The organism is Pseudomonas oryzihabitans, assembly GCF_014522265.1.
In the GTDB taxonomy this organism is placed as follows: domain Bacteria; phylum Pseudomonadota; class Gammaproteobacteria; order Pseudomonadales; family Pseudomonadaceae; genus Chryseomonas; species Chryseomonas aestiva.
In genome coordinates this window covers 2,927,070-2,943,083 of the sequence record NZ_CP017024.1, presented here as the reverse complement: position 1 = coordinate 2,943,083, position 16,014 = coordinate 2,927,070, and the positions used below count along the sequence as shown (strand labels likewise).

The 16,014-nt window shown below is 68.4% G+C and carries 12 protein-coding genes; 7 read left to right on the top strand and 5 right to left on the bottom strand.

Translation table 11 applies throughout. From position 1 onward, the window contains the following. Positions 1–242 precede the first annotated feature (242 nt). Complete coding sequence (locus BGI51_RS13575) at positions 243–713, top strand: helix-turn-helix domain-containing protein (protein WP_187978669.1); 471 nt, start codon at positions 243–245, stop codon at positions 711–713. 132 nt (positions 714–845) lie between these two features. Here the strand turns inward: BGI51_RS13575 and BGI51_RS13570 are convergent, their stop codons facing one another. Then, positions 846–1,964 (bottom strand): hypothetical protein, encoded by a 1,119-nt coding sequence (locus tag BGI51_RS13570; RefSeq protein ID WP_187978668.1) that lies wholly within the window; start codon positions 1,962–1,964, stop codon positions 846–848. Positions 1,965–2,095: 131 nt separating this feature from the next. Here BGI51_RS13570 and BGI51_RS13565 point away from each other — a divergent pair, with 131 nt between their 5' ends. From BGI51_RS13565 to BGI51_RS13545, 5 genes are all read left to right on the top strand, one after another. After that, a complete protein-coding gene (locus tag BGI51_RS13565; RefSeq protein ID WP_187978667.1) occupies positions 2,096–2,401 on the top strand; it encodes a nucleotide pyrophosphohydrolase in 306 nt (101 codons plus the stop codon). Beyond that, positions 2,398–3,153: a methyltransferase domain-containing protein gene (locus BGI51_RS13560; protein ID WP_187978666.1), complete on the top strand. Its 756-nt coding sequence runs from the start codon at positions 2,398–2,400 to the stop codon at positions 3,151–3,153. Before BGI51_RS13565 ends, BGI51_RS13560 begins: the two co-directional genes overlap by 4 nt. Positions 3,154–3,200: 47 nt before the next feature. Continuing rightward, complete coding sequence (locus tag BGI51_RS13555; RefSeq protein WP_187978665.1) at positions 3,201–3,812, top strand: DUF4136 domain-containing protein; 612 nt, start codon at positions 3,201–3,203, stop codon at positions 3,810–3,812. 62 nt (positions 3,813–3,874) lie between these two features. After that, on the top strand, positions 3,875–4,459 hold the full coding sequence (locus BGI51_RS13550) for a DUF4136 domain-containing protein (protein ID WP_187978664.1): 585 nt from the start codon (positions 3,875–3,877) through the stop codon (positions 4,457–4,459). Between the two features lie 161 nt (positions 4,460–4,620). Beyond that, positions 4,621–7,164, top strand: a complete 2,544-nt coding sequence (locus BGI51_RS13545; protein WP_187978663.1) for a bifunctional diguanylate cyclase/phosphodiesterase — start codon at positions 4,621–4,623, stop codon at positions 7,162–7,164. 4 nt (positions 7,165–7,168) lie between these two features. On the opposite strand, the gene BGI51_RS13540 is transcribed toward BGI51_RS13545, so the two are convergent. The 3 genes from BGI51_RS13540 to nirB all read right to left on the bottom strand — a co-directional run bounded on the left by BGI51_RS13540 (position 7,169) and on the right by nirB (position 10,669). Next, the gene (locus tag BGI51_RS13540; protein WP_133859878.1) at positions 7,169–7,378 is read right to left on the bottom strand and encodes a hypothetical protein; all 210 of its coding nucleotides are present in this window, start codon (positions 7,376–7,378) and stop codon (positions 7,169–7,171) included. A gap of 382 nt (positions 7,379–7,760) precedes the next feature. Next, a complete protein-coding gene (gene nirD, locus BGI51_RS13535; protein WP_187978662.1) occupies positions 7,761–8,117 on the bottom strand; it encodes a nitrite reductase small subunit NirD in 357 nt (118 codons plus the stop codon). A 2-nt stretch (positions 8,118–8,119) separates the two neighbouring features. Next, complete coding sequence (gene nirB, locus BGI51_RS13530; protein WP_187978661.1) at positions 8,120–10,669, bottom strand: nitrite reductase large subunit NirB; 2,550 nt, start codon at positions 10,667–10,669, stop codon at positions 8,120–8,122. Between the two features lie 581 nt (positions 10,670–11,250). Between nirB and BGI51_RS13525 the strand changes: the two genes are divergently transcribed. After that, entirely contained in the window at positions 11,251–15,282 is a 4,032-nt protein-coding gene (locus tag BGI51_RS13525; protein ID WP_187978660.1) for a bifunctional nitrate reductase/sulfite reductase flavoprotein subunit alpha, read from the top strand. Positions 15,283–15,291: 9 nt separating this feature from the next. Here the strand turns inward: BGI51_RS13525 and BGI51_RS13520 are convergent, their stop codons facing one another. Beyond that, the gene (locus BGI51_RS13520; RefSeq protein ID WP_252977076.1) at positions 15,292–15,900 is read right to left on the bottom strand and encodes a TetR/AcrR family transcriptional regulator; all 609 of its coding nucleotides are present in this window, start codon (positions 15,898–15,900) and stop codon (positions 15,292–15,294) included. Between the last annotated feature and the right edge of the window lie 114 nt (positions 15,901–16,014).

Genomic DNA, 16,014 nt, shown 5'->3' with positions numbered 1-16,014 from the left:
GCCTTACCCCGCGGAGCCGAACCTGCTGTGGAAATCCCTGGACGGTTTTCACCGCGTGTAGCCGGTGTAGAGTGGATGGACAGGGAAGACCCTGTCAGGAGACGGGCTTCCGCTCTTCCCTGTCAGCGAGGCCGTCAGGTCCCTGTCACCTCGCTGTCAGGCTGCTGTCGGGTTGTCGTCGTGTCGGACAGAGGGCCTTGCGGCTAGGCTTTTGCTCGTCCACCACCGCTGGAGAAACCGAGATGCAACTGCCCAACAAAATCAAGGAACACCGCCTGGCCCGAGCGTGGTCGCAAGAGCAGCTCGCTGAACTCGCGGGCATAAGCACCCGTACGGTGCAACGCATCGAAAATGGCGAGCAGGCCAGTCTGGAGACCCTGAGCGCCCTGGCTGCCGTTCTGGAAATCAGCGTTGCCGACCTGACAGGTCAAGCCACTCAAGCAGTGGGATCCGCTGCAGACGAGCGAATCGCGAATGCCCGTGAACAGGTCGCCGCCGAGATCGGCTTCTATTGGCAGGTGCTGCGCGGCATGGTCATCTGTGTCTTTCTCTATGTGCTCAATCGCGCGACCTCGCCTGACAGCCACTGGTCCCTGTGGGTCGCCGCCATCTGGGGAATCCTGTTGCTGGGTCGTGGCATCCAGACCTTCTTCCTGCGCGACAGGATCGCCCTCTGGCAGCACGCCCGGCTGCAAAAGCTCTTGCGGAAGTAGGAAAAGCCACCGATCGGCACCAGCGTTAGGCGCAGCTGAACCGCCTAGCTGGTCATGGTGCTGCTACTGGGCAGCCAGACCTTCGAGGCAGGCGGCGCTGTTGGGCTTCGCTGCGCTCAGCTCCAACCTACGTCAGCGGGGCAGGAGGTCCACCAGCGGCCCCGGATGCTTGCGGACTTCGGCGTAGGGCACCAGGGTGCCGCCGGGTTCGTCGCAGTTGCGGGCGGCGCGGAAGAAGGTCGGGCCGAGATAGAGGCCCTTGGGCGTCAGGTACCAGGGCGCGAATTGCCAGACGTCGGCGCTACGATAGTCGCAGCCGTCGCCGTCGGCGGGCGCCTGCATCAGTTGCGGATACAGGCGGGTGAACAGCCGGATCACCCAGGGCGCCAGGGTCTGTTGCCTATAGTCTGCCAGGGCCTGGGAATAGCGATCCTCCGGCTGCGGACGAATCGGCTGGCCGTGGCCCAACCAGAGAAAATCCTCCAGCGCCAGCTCCTCGCCGGTCTGCAGATCCAGGGTCAGGGGCGCGCTGCCGAAATCCGGGTGAGCCGCGCCGCTGCAGCTGTACTGGCTGAACAGATTGACGCTGAGCACCCGCTCGCTGAGCAGCTGCGGGGTCACCTCCAGGCTGTGCTCGCCGTCAGTGCCGATGCAGCTCAGGTGGGCATCGACCTCCGCCCAGAGGCGTTCGCGCAGTACGGCATTGGCTGCCTCGCTGGCACCCTCCACGGTGAACAGCCGCATGCCCGAGACCGGCTCGCGCCACCAGCGCAGGCCCCGGCCCATGAAGGTCTGGCGCTCGCCCTGTTCCAGCCTGAGTCCCTGCAGGCGGCGATACTCATAGGGATCGCCCTGGCGCAATTTCTGCCGATAGCGATCCGCTGCCGCGGACTGCCCCGGTTGCAGCGGCGCCAGGGCGAGCGGCAGGGTCTTGCCGGCACCGCTCCAGGTGCCGGTCCAGGAACCATCCTTGCCGCGCGTCAGTGACCAGCTGGCCTTGGGACCGTCCTGCCAGGGCGCACCCTCCTCCAGCTTGAGCCGGTCGCCCGATTGCGCCGGACCGCTCAGGCGCAGGTCGCGGCGATAGCGGTCGTAGAAGTAGCGGCCATAGGCTTCGTCGTTGGCGGTGGAATCGACCTCCACCACCACTCGGACCTGGCCCAGGGTGCCCTCCAAGAGCAGCTTTTCGGCATGGGCGACGCCAGTGGTCAACAGCAGGGCCAAGCCCAGTCCGGTCAGGCAAGATTTCATCAGGGCTCCAGCAACCAGGGTGTCGGTGATGGGCCCCAGGGTAGAACAGCGGCGTCAGGCTGTCGCGCAGGCCGGCGGACGACAGCCGTCTCGCCATGGGAGAATGGCGTTTTGTCGACCCCCGGACGCCCATGGACCTCCCTGCCCTGCTCACCCGCCTGCACGCGATCCGCGATGCCAACGCCTGGCGCCGCTATCACAATCCCAAGAATCTGGCGATGGCCGCCAGCGTCGAGATGGCCGAGCTGGTGGAGATCTTCCAGTGGAAGAGCGATGCCGAAGCCCGCACCTTGAGCGCCGCCGAGCGCGAACACGCCGGCCAGGAAATCGCCGACGTGCTGCTCTATCTGCTGCAACTGGGCAGCGAACTGGAGCTGGACGTGGAGCAGGCGGTGCTGGCCAAGCTGGCCGACAACGAGAGGCGTTTCCTGCCGTGACCGATACCTTCTTCGACGACCGCGCCACCCGTTTCGCCGCCAACATCTATGGCGGCACCAAGGGCGCCATCCGCCTGGCCGTGCTGCAGGCGGATCTGGCCGAGGTACTGCCCGCGCGGCCGCTGCGGGTGCTGGACATCGGCGCCGGGCTCGGCCACATGAGTCTCTGGCTGGCGCAGCAGGGCCATGCCGTGACCCTGGCCGAGCCCTCGGCGCCCATGCTGGCCGGGGCCCAGGAGGCGTTCGCCGCCGCCGGACTCGACGCCGACTGGCTGGCGCTGCCCTGGCAGGAGTTGCCCGCCTTCGCCGAGCCCTTCGACCTGGTGCTCTGCCACGCGGTGCTGGAATGGCTGGAGACGCCCCCGGCGATCCTGCCTACGCTGCAACGCTGCCTGGCCCCGGACGGCTGGCTGTCGCTGGCCTTCTACAACCGCGACGCCCTGATCTATCGCAACCTGCTCAAGGGGCATTTTCGCAAACTCCGGCAGGGTGACTACGCCGGCGCGGGCCAACGCGGCCTGACGCCGCAACGGCCGCTTGATCCGCGCGAGGTCGAGGCCTGGCTGGCGGCAGACTGGCAGGTTCGGGCGCGCAGTGGCGTCCGGGTCTTTCACGACTACATGCCGCCGGAATTCCAGACCCGTGCCGACGGCGAGGAGCTGGTGGCCATGGAACTGGCCCACCGACGGCACCCGGCTTTCGCGGGCCTGGGGCGCTATCTGCATTGGCTCTGCCAAGCTAAGGCAGGATGACGTAGGGCGCGGTATGCTCTGGCCAGCATTCCTCCGAGGAACCGGTCATGCGTCACCCCCTGCTCTGCCTGTCGCTCGCGCTGCTCGCCCTGGCCGGTTGCCAGACGCCCAATCCCTATGTCGCCAGCAGCCTGCCAGAGGCGTCGCTCCCGGTATTGCCGCAGCAGGATCCGGCGGCCTATCCGCCGGCACCGCGTGACTGGAGTCGCTATCGCACCTGGAGCTGGGCACCGGGCGCCGCGGTGGTCAGCGGCGGCCTGGATGGCCAGACCGTGCAGCAGGCGGTGGCCGATGGTCTCGACCAGCGCGGCTTGCGGCCCGCCATCGGCGGTGCCCGCGCCGATCTGCAGGTACGCGCCCGCCTGACCCAGCAGCAGCGCAGCGAGCAATACACCGACTACTACGACACCAGCTACGGCTACGGCGGCTACGGGCCCTATGGCTACGGCCCCGGCTATGGCGCCACGGTCGGCCAGGCGCGGACCCGCACCCGGACCTTCCTGGTCGACGTGCTGGAGGTGGAATTGCTCGATCCCGCCACCGGCCAGGTGCTCTGGCACTCGGCCGCCGAGCAGGCCAGCAACGGCAACAGCGGCGAACGCGCGCGCACCCTGCGCGAGACCACCCGCCGCCTGCTGGCCAACTATCCGCCGAGCTGAAGGGATAAGTGGCCCTTAAGCCAGTCCAAGCAGACTAGCGCGCTCACCTCAGAGGATCGCCCATGAAACGTTGTCTCCTGCTGCTTGCGGTCCTCTTGCTGGCAGCCTGCGCAGAGCGCGGCCCGCGCAATCTGGACTATGACGCCAGCCGTGATTTCGCCGCCTATCGCAGCTGGGGCTGGGCGGACCCGGCCATCGAGTACCGCCCCAACGATCCGCGGGTGCGCAGCGATCTCACCGAGCAGCGCCTGCGCGATTCGGTGAGCAGCGGCCTCGACCAGCGCGGGCTGCGCCCAGCGGCGGCGGGCACGCGCCCGGATCTGAAGCTCAAGCTCTATGTGATCCTCGACCAGCGCCAGCAGAGCTACAGCTATGCCGATCCCTACTGGGGTCCGGGCTGGGGCGGTCCCTGGGGCTCCGCCTGGGGTCCCGGCCCCTGGGGACCAAGCTATGTGCGCACCCAGACCGTCACCTACCCGGTGATGACGGTCCAGCTCGACATGCTCGATGGCCGTGACGGCAAGCTGGTCTGGCGTGCCAGCGAAGAGCGCCTGCTGGACGATCAGAACGCCACGCCCAGCCAACGCAGCGCCGCCTTCAGCCGTCTGATCAACGAGCTGCTGGTCAGCTATCCACCGCGGCCTTGAACGGTCGACCGTCCGGGCAGCTCAGCGCTGCCCCTGGTCAGGCCGCGAGCAGACGGCTGGGTGAGGGTGGCGGATAATGGCCGCTGGCCAGGCACCCCTCGCGCCGTCCTTGGCCACCTCGCGGGAATCCTGACCGTCGTCCAGCACCGCCCAGGTTCACCATGCCGTCCACGCCCATCGCCACCCGCCGCAGCCACAACCTGCTGCTGCGCCTCTTTCCGGTCATCTGCGCCCTGCCGATCCTGCTCGGCCTCGGCTGCTACCTGCTGATCAGGACCGCCACCAGCCAGGACGCCGACGTCCAGCAACGCGCCCGGACCTACATCGACCGCACTCTGGTGCAGGTCGAAAACGAGATCGGCCACAACATCATCAACTACGCCAAGTGGGGTGAGGCCTACAAGCACCTGCACCTGGCGGTCGACCTCTTCTGGGCCAACGACGAGCGCAACGTCGGCGACATCCCCTATGAGCTCTATGGCTACAACGGGGTCTTCGTGCTGGATCCGCAGGATCGTACCGTCTATGCGGTGATCGATGGCCGGCCGACGGAGCGCGCGGCGGCGCAATGGCTCGAAGGCGATCTGGCCGGCCTGCTGGCGGCCACCCGCCAGCGTCCTGGCGAGACCGAGAGCCTGGTACGGGTGCTGAGCGTGGGTGGTGTCCCGGCGCTGGTCGCCGCGGCCACCATCACGCCCGGCGCGAGCTACAGCGTGGCCCCGGGTCCCGGCGCCCCGTCGGTGATGCTGTTCGTCAACGTGCTCGATCCGGACACCCTGGCCCATCTCAGCGATACCTATGGCTTGCCGCGACTCGAGGCGTCGCGGGTGCCCCTGGTCGATCATGAAACGCTGCGCTTCCTGGATTCACCGCTGCTGCTCAACTGGCAACCGCCGCAACCCGGCGCCCAGCTCCTGCACCGCACCCTGCCGGTCTTTCTGGCCGGGGTGCTGCTGCTCGGGCTGGTGCTGGCCCTGCTGATCCGCCATGCGCTGAATTCGGCGCGGCAACTCGACCAACAGTTCGATGCCCTGATCGCCAGCCAGGCCGAACTGAGTCGCAGCGAAAGGCGCTTTCGCGAACTCGCCGAGGCCGCCTCCGACTGGCTGTGGGAAAGCGATGCCGCGGGCCGCATCACCTATCTGTCCGAACGCTTCGCCCGCATCACCGGGCATACGCCCGGCAGTTGGCTCGGGCGGCTGCTGGCGGAGCTGTTCAGCAGCGAGACGACCCCGCTGGCTGCCTGGCTCCAGGGCAATGCCCGCCAGCTCGACGAGCGCCAGGTGCTGCGCTGCCATTATCGCGACCGCCTGGGTCACTCCCGGGTCTGCGAGATCACCGCCCGACCGCTGCCCAAGGACGCTGGCTTTCGCGGCACCGCCAGTGACATCACCGCCGCGGTCAATGCCCAGGCGGAAATCGAACACCTGTCGCAACACGACAGCCTGACCGGCCTGGCCAATCGCCTGCAATTGCAGCACTACCTGGCGCGCAAGTTGACGCAAGCCAGGACCCCGCTGACGCTGCTCAGCCTGGACCTGGATCGTTTCAAGCCGGTCAACGACAGCCTCGGCCACGCCGCCGGCGATCGGGTGCTGCAGGAAATCGCCCGGCGTCTGCAGGCCAGTCTGAGACCTGGCGGCCTGGTGGCGCGCCTGGGCGGCGACGAATTCATCGTGGTGCTGCTCGGTCACCTGGATGTGGCGACCGTCGACCAGATCTGTGCGCGGCTGGTGAATGCCATCGGCCGACCCATCCTGCTGGAGGAACAGTCGGTCAGCGTCGGCACCAGCATCGGCATCGCCCAGGCGCCGGAGCAGGCCAGCCAGGTCGAGGACCTGCTGCGCCTGGCGGATATCGCGCTGTACCAGGCCAAGGCCGCGGGCCGCAACGGCTGGTGCTTCCATGCCCCGGCGATGGACGCCCAGCTCAGCCAGCGGCGTGACCTGGAACAGGAGCTGCGCCAGGCGCTGGCGCTCGACCAGCTGCGCCTGGGTTACCTGCCTCGGCGGAGCGCCGCCGAGGGTCGGCTGAACGCCATCGAGGTCCGGCTGCACTGGGCCCACCCGCAGCGCGGCCTGCTACCGCCGGAGGTCCTCCTGCCCCTGGCCGAGGAGACCGGACTCAGCGTTCCCCTGGAATTCTGGTTGCTGGACAACGCCTGTCACGCTGCCGCGACCTGGCCCGCGCCACTGCGGCTGATCATCAATCTGTCCGCACGTCCGTTCGCCGATGGCGAGGCCCTGGTGGCGGCGGTCGCCCGCGCCTTGCAGACGAGCGGCCTGGCAGCGGAACGCCTGGAGCTGCAACTGCCCGAGGCGCTGTCGCAGGCAGACAGCGCCCCGATGTTGATGCTGCTCGAGGCGCTCAAGGCGCTGGGCGTGCGCCTGAGTCTGGCCGACTTCGGCCGAGGTTCAAGCGCCCTGGAGGCGCTGCGCCACCCCGTGCTGGATGGCATCAGCCTGGATAGCCGACTGGTCGCGCACCTGGAAGACCAGCAGGTCGATGCCGCCATCGTCCAGGCTCTGATTGGCCTGGGACGAACCCTGGGCCTCAGGGTGACGGCAACGGGCGTGGAGACGCCCGGCCAGTTGGCCTGGCTGCAGGCGCAGCATTGCGATGAGGTCCAAGGGGCCCTGGTCGGTCCCTCTTTGACTGACCGCGAGCTGGCAGCGCTGCTGGCAACCGACCTGCAGGCGGGTTGACGACCTAGAGGCGCTCCAGCCACCCCAGATCGCCGCCTCGGGCCGGAACCGGATAGCAGCCATAGGGTGCATATCCGTGGGTACAGACCGGATCGGCGCGCAGGGTGAGTTCGCCCACCGGTTGCGCGCGCCAGCCCTCCAACAGGGCGATAGCGGCCAGGGCCGAGAGCAGGGCGATGAACAGCGCGGAGCGAATTGTTCTTGTCAGGCGCATGGTGACCTCCGGCGGGACGATGACCAGGATCGGCAGACAGCGTCCCCGCTCCTTGAGTATCGTCCCCCGGCAGTCATTTCGCCGCCCGGCGCAGGTCCCGATTGCGCAAAGCTGCACTGCGGCAGCTGCAACAATGGGGATAGCGGTATTCGGCGGGGAACCCGGACAAGCCGGCGCCGTTGTCCAGGCTACGCGCGAAGCCCCGCCCCGCTCCGGACCGTCCTCTCTCCCTCCGGCAGAGGGTTGGGGTGAGGGTCACTTGGTATTGCGTCAGCTATTCCCGGACAAGGCTGCGCCGTTGTCCAGGCTACGTGCGAAGCCCGCCCCACTCCGGACCGCCCCTCTCCCTCCGGGAGCGGGTTGGGGTGAGGGCCAAGCCGCCTCAGGCGATCTCCACTCGCTCGCCATTCAGCCGCACCGTCCAGGTGGGCAGGGCCTGCTCGGGATACTCCAGGCAGCCGCCGTCCGCCAGCCGGAAGTGCTGCTTGTACAGCGGCGAGGCGATCACCAGATCCGCGCCCAGTTGGCCGACGATGCCGCGGCCGATGACGTTGGCGCCGGACTTGGGATCGCGATTGCCCACGGCAAAGACCTTCTGCGCGGTTTCCGGCAGGTAGAACAGCGCTACCTGCTCACCCTCGTGCAGGGCCACCACGCCGGACTGGGGCACCAGGTCGGCCAGGCTGCACAGGGGTTGCCAGCGGGGCTCCAGGGCGCGGGCGGTATTGGTCTGAGTCATGGTCAAGCCTCCTCGGTAACGGTGATGAGCTGAAGTTCGTGGTGACGCGCCGGCCGGCGCTGGCCGCGCTCCTTGACGAAGTGGATGTCCGGGTCGTTGCCGCGCTGGTTGACGAAGGTACGGAAGCGCTTGAGCTTGTCGGGATCGTTCAGGGCGTTGGCCCATTCGCATTCGTAGCGATCTACCACCAGCTGCATCTGGGCTTCCAGTTCGGCGCCCAGGCCCAGGCTGTCCTCGATGATCACCTGCTTGAGGTAGTCCAGCCCGCCCTCCAGCGACTCGCGCCACACCGAGGTGCGCTGCAGACGGTCGGCGGTGCGGATGTAGAACATCAGCAGCCGGTCGATGTAGCGGATCAGGGTTTCGTCATCCAGGTCGGTGGCGAACAGCTCGGCGTGGCGCGGGCGCATGCCGCCATTGCCGCAGACATAGAGATTCCAGCCGTTCTCGGTGGCGATCACGCCGATGTCCTTGCTTTGCGCCTCGGCGCATTCGCGGGTGCAGCCGCTGACGGCGAACTTGAGCTTGTGGGGCGCGCGCAGGCCCTTGTAGCGGTGCTCGATGTCCAGCGCCATCTTGACGCTGTCCTGCACCCCGTAGCGGCACCAGGTACTGCCCACGCAGCTCTTCACCGTGCGGGTGGACTTGCCGTAGGCATGACCGGTCTCGAAGCCGGCGGCGATCAGCTCGCCCCAGATGTCCGGCAGCTCGTGCAACTGGGCGCCAAAGAGGTCGATGCGCTGGCCGCCGGTGATCTTGGTGTAGAGATCGTATTTCTTCGCCACCTGGCCGATGGCGATCAGGCCTTCCGGGCTGATCTCGCCGCCCGGGATGCGCGGTACCACCGAATAGGTACCGTTCTTCTGCATGTTGGCCATGAAGGTGTCGTTGGTGTCCTGCAGCGGCACCAGGTGCGGATCGGTAATGGGGGCGTTCCAACAGGAGGCCAGGACGTTGGCTACCGCCGGCTTGCAGATGTCGCAACCATGCTGGCCGCGGCCGTGGCGCGCCAGGAGCTCGTCGAAACTCTGGATGCCTTCAACCCGCACCAGGTGATAGAGCTCCTGGCGGGTGTGGGCGAAGTGTTCGCAGAGACTCTTGTCGACCTCGACGCCGCGGGCGATCAGCTCGTGCTCGAACACCTGCTTGACCAGTGCCGCGCAGCCGCCGCAACCGGTGGCGGCCTTGGTGCAGCTCTTGATGCCGGCGAGGTCGGTGCAGCCGGCGTCGATGGCGGCGCAGACCGCGCCCTTGGTGACGTTGTGGCAGGAGCAGAGGGTCGCTGTGGCCGGCAGGGCATCGGCGCCCAGGGTCGGGGCGCCCTCGCCCACCGGCATGATCAGGCTGGCCGGATCCTGGGGCAGCGGGATGCCGTTCTGGGCGTATTGCAGCAGGGTGTCGTAGTAGCTGTTGTCGCCCACCAGCACGGCGCCGAGGACGTGCTTGCCGTCGGCGGAGACCACCAGGCGGCGGTAGCTGGCGCTGGCTTCGTCGATGTAGCGATAGCTGCGCGCCCCGGGGGTGGCGCCGTGGGCATCGCCGATGGAGCCCACGTCCACGCCCAGCAGCTTGAGCTTGGTGGACATGTCGGCGCCGGTGAAGGGCGTGGCCTGGCCATGGCAGAGGGTGGCGGCCACCAGGCGCGCCATCTGGTAGCCCGGGGCGACCAAGCCGAAGATGCTGCCGTTCCAGGCGGCGCATTCGCCGATGGCATGGATGAAGGGATCGCTGGTCAGGCAGCCGTTGTCCACCGCCACCCCGCCGCGGGCGCCGAGTTCCAGGCCGCAGTTGCGGGCCAGGGCGTCCTGGGGCCGGATGCCGGCGGAAAACAGGATCAGGTCGGTCTCGAGGAAATCCTCGCCGGCGAAGTTCATGCGGTAGCGATACTCGCTGCCGGCGGTGATGTTCTGGGTGGCCTTGGACAGATGCACGCCCACGCCCAGGTCCTCGATGCGCTGCCTGAGCGCGGCGCCGCCGAGGTCATCCAGCTGCACCGGCATCAGCCGCGGGGCGAATTCCACCACATGGGCCTCCAGACCCAGGGATTTCAGCGCATTGGCCGCTTCCAGGCCGAGCAGGCCGCCGCCCACCACCACGCCGCGGCGCGCCCTGGCGGCGGCCAGGCGGATGGTGTCCAGGTCGTCCAGGGTGCGATAGACCAGGCGCGAGTCGCCTTCGGCGCCCTCGATGGGCGGCACGAAGGGATAGGAGCCGGTGGCCAGTACCAGGCGGTCGTAGCCAAAGGCACCCTCGGGCGTCAGTACCTCGCGCTGCTCGCGGTCGATGGCGGTCACCGCGCAGCCCAGGTGCAGCACCAGGCCGGGCACGGCATAGAGGCCGGCTTCGCTCATGGCCAGGGATTCGGCGTCGCGACCGGCGAAGTACTCGGAGAGATGGACCCGGTCATAGGCGCGCTGACGCTCTTCGCCGAAGACATGGATCTCGTAGTGGTCCAGGGCGCCGGCCGCCAGCAGCTGCTCGACGAGGTGATGGCCGACCATGCCGTTGCCGACGACGATCAGGCGTTCTTTGCGGGTCACGATGCTGTTCATGGAGGCTATCCCCCGGCCGAGGCCAATCAGGTTGATTCGCGGCAAATAAAAAGGCGCCTGAAACCTTGCGGTCTCAGGCGCCTTTGCCTGTTCTGGTAGGGAGGAGCCCTTGGCTCTGCTCCATGCCCGTCGCCTGCGGTGGCTGTCGATCGCCGTTGATCGACCGGGCGACCCGAATGTGCGGGTCTGTCAGGGCTTTTGCATCGGCTGTGCCAGTTCCGCCTGATCGCCCGAAGATCCGCCGCTGGCGCGGGCTGCGGCCTGCCGAGTGGCTTGCCGGAGGCTGTCCGAACGCCCGCCGAGCAGAACCACAACGGTGCAAGAGCGGGCCGGCCTGCCCCGTCACGGCGCATCGCGACCCCCACCGCCGTGGCCTCGGCCAGCGCCACCGGCACCCCGCCAGAGCAGTAGGAATGCGCCCCCGCGCGCGCCGGGCCAAGCTGGCGCGAGCCTTGCTAAATCTTCAGCATGGAGCGGTCAACGCCGATCGCTTCCTTTCACGACAAAGGCGCCGTGTTCGCCTCCCTCCGGGGAGCGCGACCGGCGCCTTTTCGCTTTCTGGTTTTCGAAGGATCCTTGCCATGGCCACTACCCACATCAAGAGCGTCTGCCCCTACTGCGGCGTCGGCTGCGGGATCGTCATGCAGGTGGAAGACGGTCGGATCACCAAGGTCAGCGGCGATCGCGACCACCCCGCCAATCGCGGTCGGCTCTGCACCAAGGGCAGCACCAGCCACCAGGCGCTGGTGGACAGCGGACGCATGGAGCAGGCCTATGTCCGCCACGACCGTTCCCACGAACCGGTGCAGACCGGGCTGGAGCAGGCCATCGCCGCCACCGCCGAACGCCTGCGCGCCATCCTCGACCGCGACGGACCCGACGCCATCGCCTTCTATGTGTCCGGGCAGCTGTCGCTGGAAGCCCAGTACCTGGCGAGCAAGCTGGCGCGGGGTTTCATCGGCACCAACCAGCTCGAATCCAATTCCCGCCTGTGCATGGCCAGTGCCGGCACCGGTTACAAGCTGTCCCTCGGCGCCGACGGTCCGCCCGGCTCCTATGACGACCTCGATCGCGCCGACCTCTTCCTGGTCAGCGGCGCCAACATGGCCGACTGTCATCCCATCCTCTTTCTGCGGCTGCTGGATCGGGTCAAGCGCGGCGCCAAGCTGATCGTGATAGATCCGCGGCGCACCGCCACCGCCGAGAAGGCCGATCTCTTCCTGCAACTGCGTCCGGGCACCGATCTGCTGCTGCTCAACGGCCTGCTGCATCTGCTGCACGCCGAGGGCCATGTAGACGAAGCCTTTATCGCCGCCCATACCGAAGGTTGGGCGGCCATGCCCGAGTTTCTTGCCGACTACAGTCCGGCACGGGTGGCCGCGGGGACCGGGCTGACCGAGGCGGACATCCGCACCGCCGCGCGCTGGATCGGCGAGGCCGGCGAATGGACCAGCCTCTGGACCATGGGCCTGAACCAGAGCACCCACGGCACCTGGAGCACCAATGCCCTGTGCAACCTGCACCTGGCCACCGGCAAGATCTGCCGCCCCGGCAGCGGTCCCTTTTCCCTGACCGGCCAGCCCAATGCCATGGGCGGGCGCGAGATGGGCTACATGGGGCCCGGCCTGCCCGGCCAGCGCAGCCTGCTGTCCGCCGCCGACCGCACCTTCGTCGAGCGGGCCTGGGGCATCCCCGAAGGCACCCTGCATACCCGCCTGGGCCAGGGCACCGTCGCCCTGTTCGAGGACCTGGCCGCCGGCACCGTAAAGGCCTGCTGGATCATCTGCACCAACCCGGTGGCCAGCGTGGCCAATCGCGAGACGGTCATCCGCGGGTTGCAGGCCGCCGAACTGGTGATCACCCAGGACGCCTTTCTCGACACCGAGACCAACAGCTACGCCGACATCCTCCTGCCCGCCGCGCTCTGGGCCGAGGCCGACGGGGTCATGATCAATTCCGAGCGCAACCTGACCCTGGCACCCCAGGCCGTCACCCCGCCCGGCGCGGCCCGCGCCGACTGGCGGATCATCGCCGACGTGGCCTGCGCCCTGGGCTATGGCGAACACTTCAGCTACGCCTCGGCCGCCGAGGTGTTCGACGAGATCCGGCAATTCCACAACCCCCAGACCGGCTACGACATCCGCGGCGCCAGCCATGCCCGGCTGCGCGAGACGCCGCTGCAATGGCCCTGCCCCAGCGCAGAGAGCGATCCGCGCCAGCCGATCCGCTATCGCAACGACGGCCGCAGCCAGACCCTGCGCCTGGACGAAACCGGCGAACCGACCGCACTCAACTTCGCCACCCCCAGAGGCAAGGCGCAATTCTTCGCCCGCCCGCACCTGGACCCGGCCGAGCTGCCCGATGCCGACTACCCCTTCGTGCTCAACACCGGGCGTCTGCAGCACCAGTGGCATACGCTCACCAAGACCGGCAAGATCGCCGCCCTGAACCGCCTCAATCCGGCGCCCTTCGTGGAGGTGCATCCCCAGGACGCCGAGGCCCTGGGCCTGGCGCAGGGCGACCGCCTGGAGATCACCTCACGCCGCGGCCGCGCGGTGCTGCCGGTGACCATCAGCGACCGGGTCCAGCCCGGCAACTGCTTCGCGCCCTTTCACTGGGCCGACGTCCAGGGCAGCGAGCTGGCCATCAACGCCGTCACCAGCGACGCCGTCGATCCGCTCTCGCTGCAACCGGAACTCAAGGTCTGCGCGGTGCGCCTGACCCGCGTCGCCACCATTCCCCATCGCCAGCTGCCGGCCGACGAGCCTGTCAGGGAGAGCGCCCGGCTGCCTGCCCTGGCGCGGCTGGCCGAGCTCACCGGGGTCGCGACTGCGGTACGGCCCCAGTTCAGCGCGGCCGAACGCACCTACCTGGCCGGCTTCATGGACGGTCTGCGCGACGGCGCGACCCAGGGCGTGCCCTGCCTGCCGGCCCAGGCGCCGCTGGCCGCCGACACCCGCCTCTGGCTCGACGGCCTCCTCGCCGGCTTGTTCAGCCGCCTGCCGGAACGCCAGGCCGCCGGCCTGGCCATGGCCTCCACCGCGCCGGCCGATCTGGTGGTGCTCTGGGCCTCCCAGACCGGCAACGCCGAAGCCCTGGCCGAACGCTGCGTCGCCCGCCTGTGCCAGGCCGGTCTCAGCGTGGAGCTGCACGACATGGCCGCCTATGCCGTGGAACGCCTGACCGGTGCCCGTCGCGTCCTGCTGGTGAGCAGCACCTTTGGCGATGGCGAAGCGCCGGACAATGGCCAGGCCTTCTGGCAGGGTCTCAATCGCCTCGACGCCTCCCTGGCCGAACTGGACTACGCCGTGCTGGCCCTGGGCGATTCCACCTACGAGCAATTCTGCGGCCATGGCCAGCGCCTCGACGCCCGCCTGGCCGACCTCGGCGCCCGGCGCCTCTGCCCGCGCCTGGACTGCGACGCCGATGGCCTCGACGGCGCCGACGCCTGGCTGACCGCCCTGCAGGCGCAACTGGCACCTCAGGCCGAGCACGTGCCTATCGCCAGTTCAGCCACGACCAGCCGCCCGACGGCGGTGTCCGCGCGGCTGGTCATCAACCAGAGACTCAACAGTGCCGGGTCCAACAAGGAGGTGCGGCTATTCGGTTTCGAGACCCAGCAACCGCTGGCCTACGAGGCTGGCGACGCCCTGAGCGTGAGGGCGCGCAACTGCCCGGAGCTGGTCGAGGAGGTCCTCGCCCTCGCCGGACTGGACGGCGAACAACCGGTCGCCGTGGCCAAGGTCGGCGAGCTGTCGCTGCGCCAGGCGCTGAGCGAACACTACGAGATCGCCCGCCCCAACCCCGAGACCCTGGCGCTGATCGCCGAGCGCAGCGGCAGTGCCGAGTGCCGCGCCCTGCTGGGCGACCGGGACGAACTCAAGCGCTGGCTCTGGGGCCGGCAACTGGCCGATGTACTGGCCCGCTTTCCCGCCCGCCACGACGCCCGCGAGTTGCTCGGCAGCCTCAAGCGCCTGCAGCCGCGCCTCTACTCCATCGCCTCCAGCCCCCTGGCCCATGCCGGCCAAGTGCACCTCACCGTCTCGGCGGTGCGCTACGGTAAGCGCAAGGGCGTGGCCTCCAGCTTTCTCGCCGACCGCCTGGGCGAGGCCGCCACCGAGGTGCATATCCAGCCTTCGCGCCATTTCCGCCTGCCGGACCAGGGCGACGTCCCGCTGATCATGATCGGCCCCGGCACCGGCATCGCGCCCTTCCGCGGCTTTCTTCACGAGCGCCGCACCCGGGGCGACCAGGGCCGCAACTGGCTGTTCTTTGGCGAGCAGCACGCCGCCCACGACTTCTACTACCGCGACGAACTGGAAGCCTTCCAGCGCGATGGCCTGCTGAACGAACTGAGCCTGGCCTTCTCCCGCGACCAGGCCGAAAAGATCTATGTGCAGGATCGGCTGCGCGAACGCGGTGCCGACGTCTGGCGCTGGCTGCAGGACGGCGCCCGCGTCTATGTCTGCGGCGACGCCAGCCGCATGGCCAAGGACGTCGACCAGGCCCTGCGCCAGGTGGTGGCGACCCATGGCCATCTCAGCGACGAGGCCGCCAGCGAGTACCTGCGCGGGATGAGCGAACAGAAGCGCTATCTGAAGGACGTCTACTAGCGCCGCCGGCTACAGCACCGCGCGCACCAGGCGGGTGAAGGCCTCGATGGCCTCGCGCTCGCCCAGCGCCCCGCGCACCACGGCCGCGGCCAGGGCCTCGCCGGCGCCGACCAGACCGATGCAGGACACCTGCAACTCCGCGGTGGATCTTTTGCTGTGCGGCGTGAGCACCGCCGTCACCATCTGGGTGCCATGTTCCAGCAACTCCTGGTACACCGCGGTCTTTTCCTCGCTCCCCGCCAGCGCCGCCGCCACTACGCCGACTTCACCCTGCATGTCGGTCACGCAGCGGATGTAGCCCTCGGCCAGCGCCGCGGTGGCTTCTTCGGAGCCCTGCTGCCGGGCGGTCATGGCCTGGCGAAAGGCATCCATCTGCGCCAGATCGAGCCAGCGATAGAGCTCGATGAGCAGCCCCGAGCGGGTACCGAAATGCTCGTAGACGACCGGTTTGGAGACGCCCGCCTGCACGGCCAGATAGCCCAGGGTCAGGCGATCCGCACCTTCTTCCCGAACGATGACCCGCGCCGTGTCCAGCAATTGCTGACGCCGGGCTGCCTTGGAGAGACGCCGTCCGGTCCCTTCGGAGACCGGTTTTTCAGGGATGGATCGCGCTGCCATTGGTCACGTCTTCTTGCAAACCTACTAAAGGTAGGTTAATCCTGAACTGGAACCTACACATGGTAGGTTAATGCGGATAACAGCCCGTGGCAATCGGCTGTGCGGTCTCCGGAA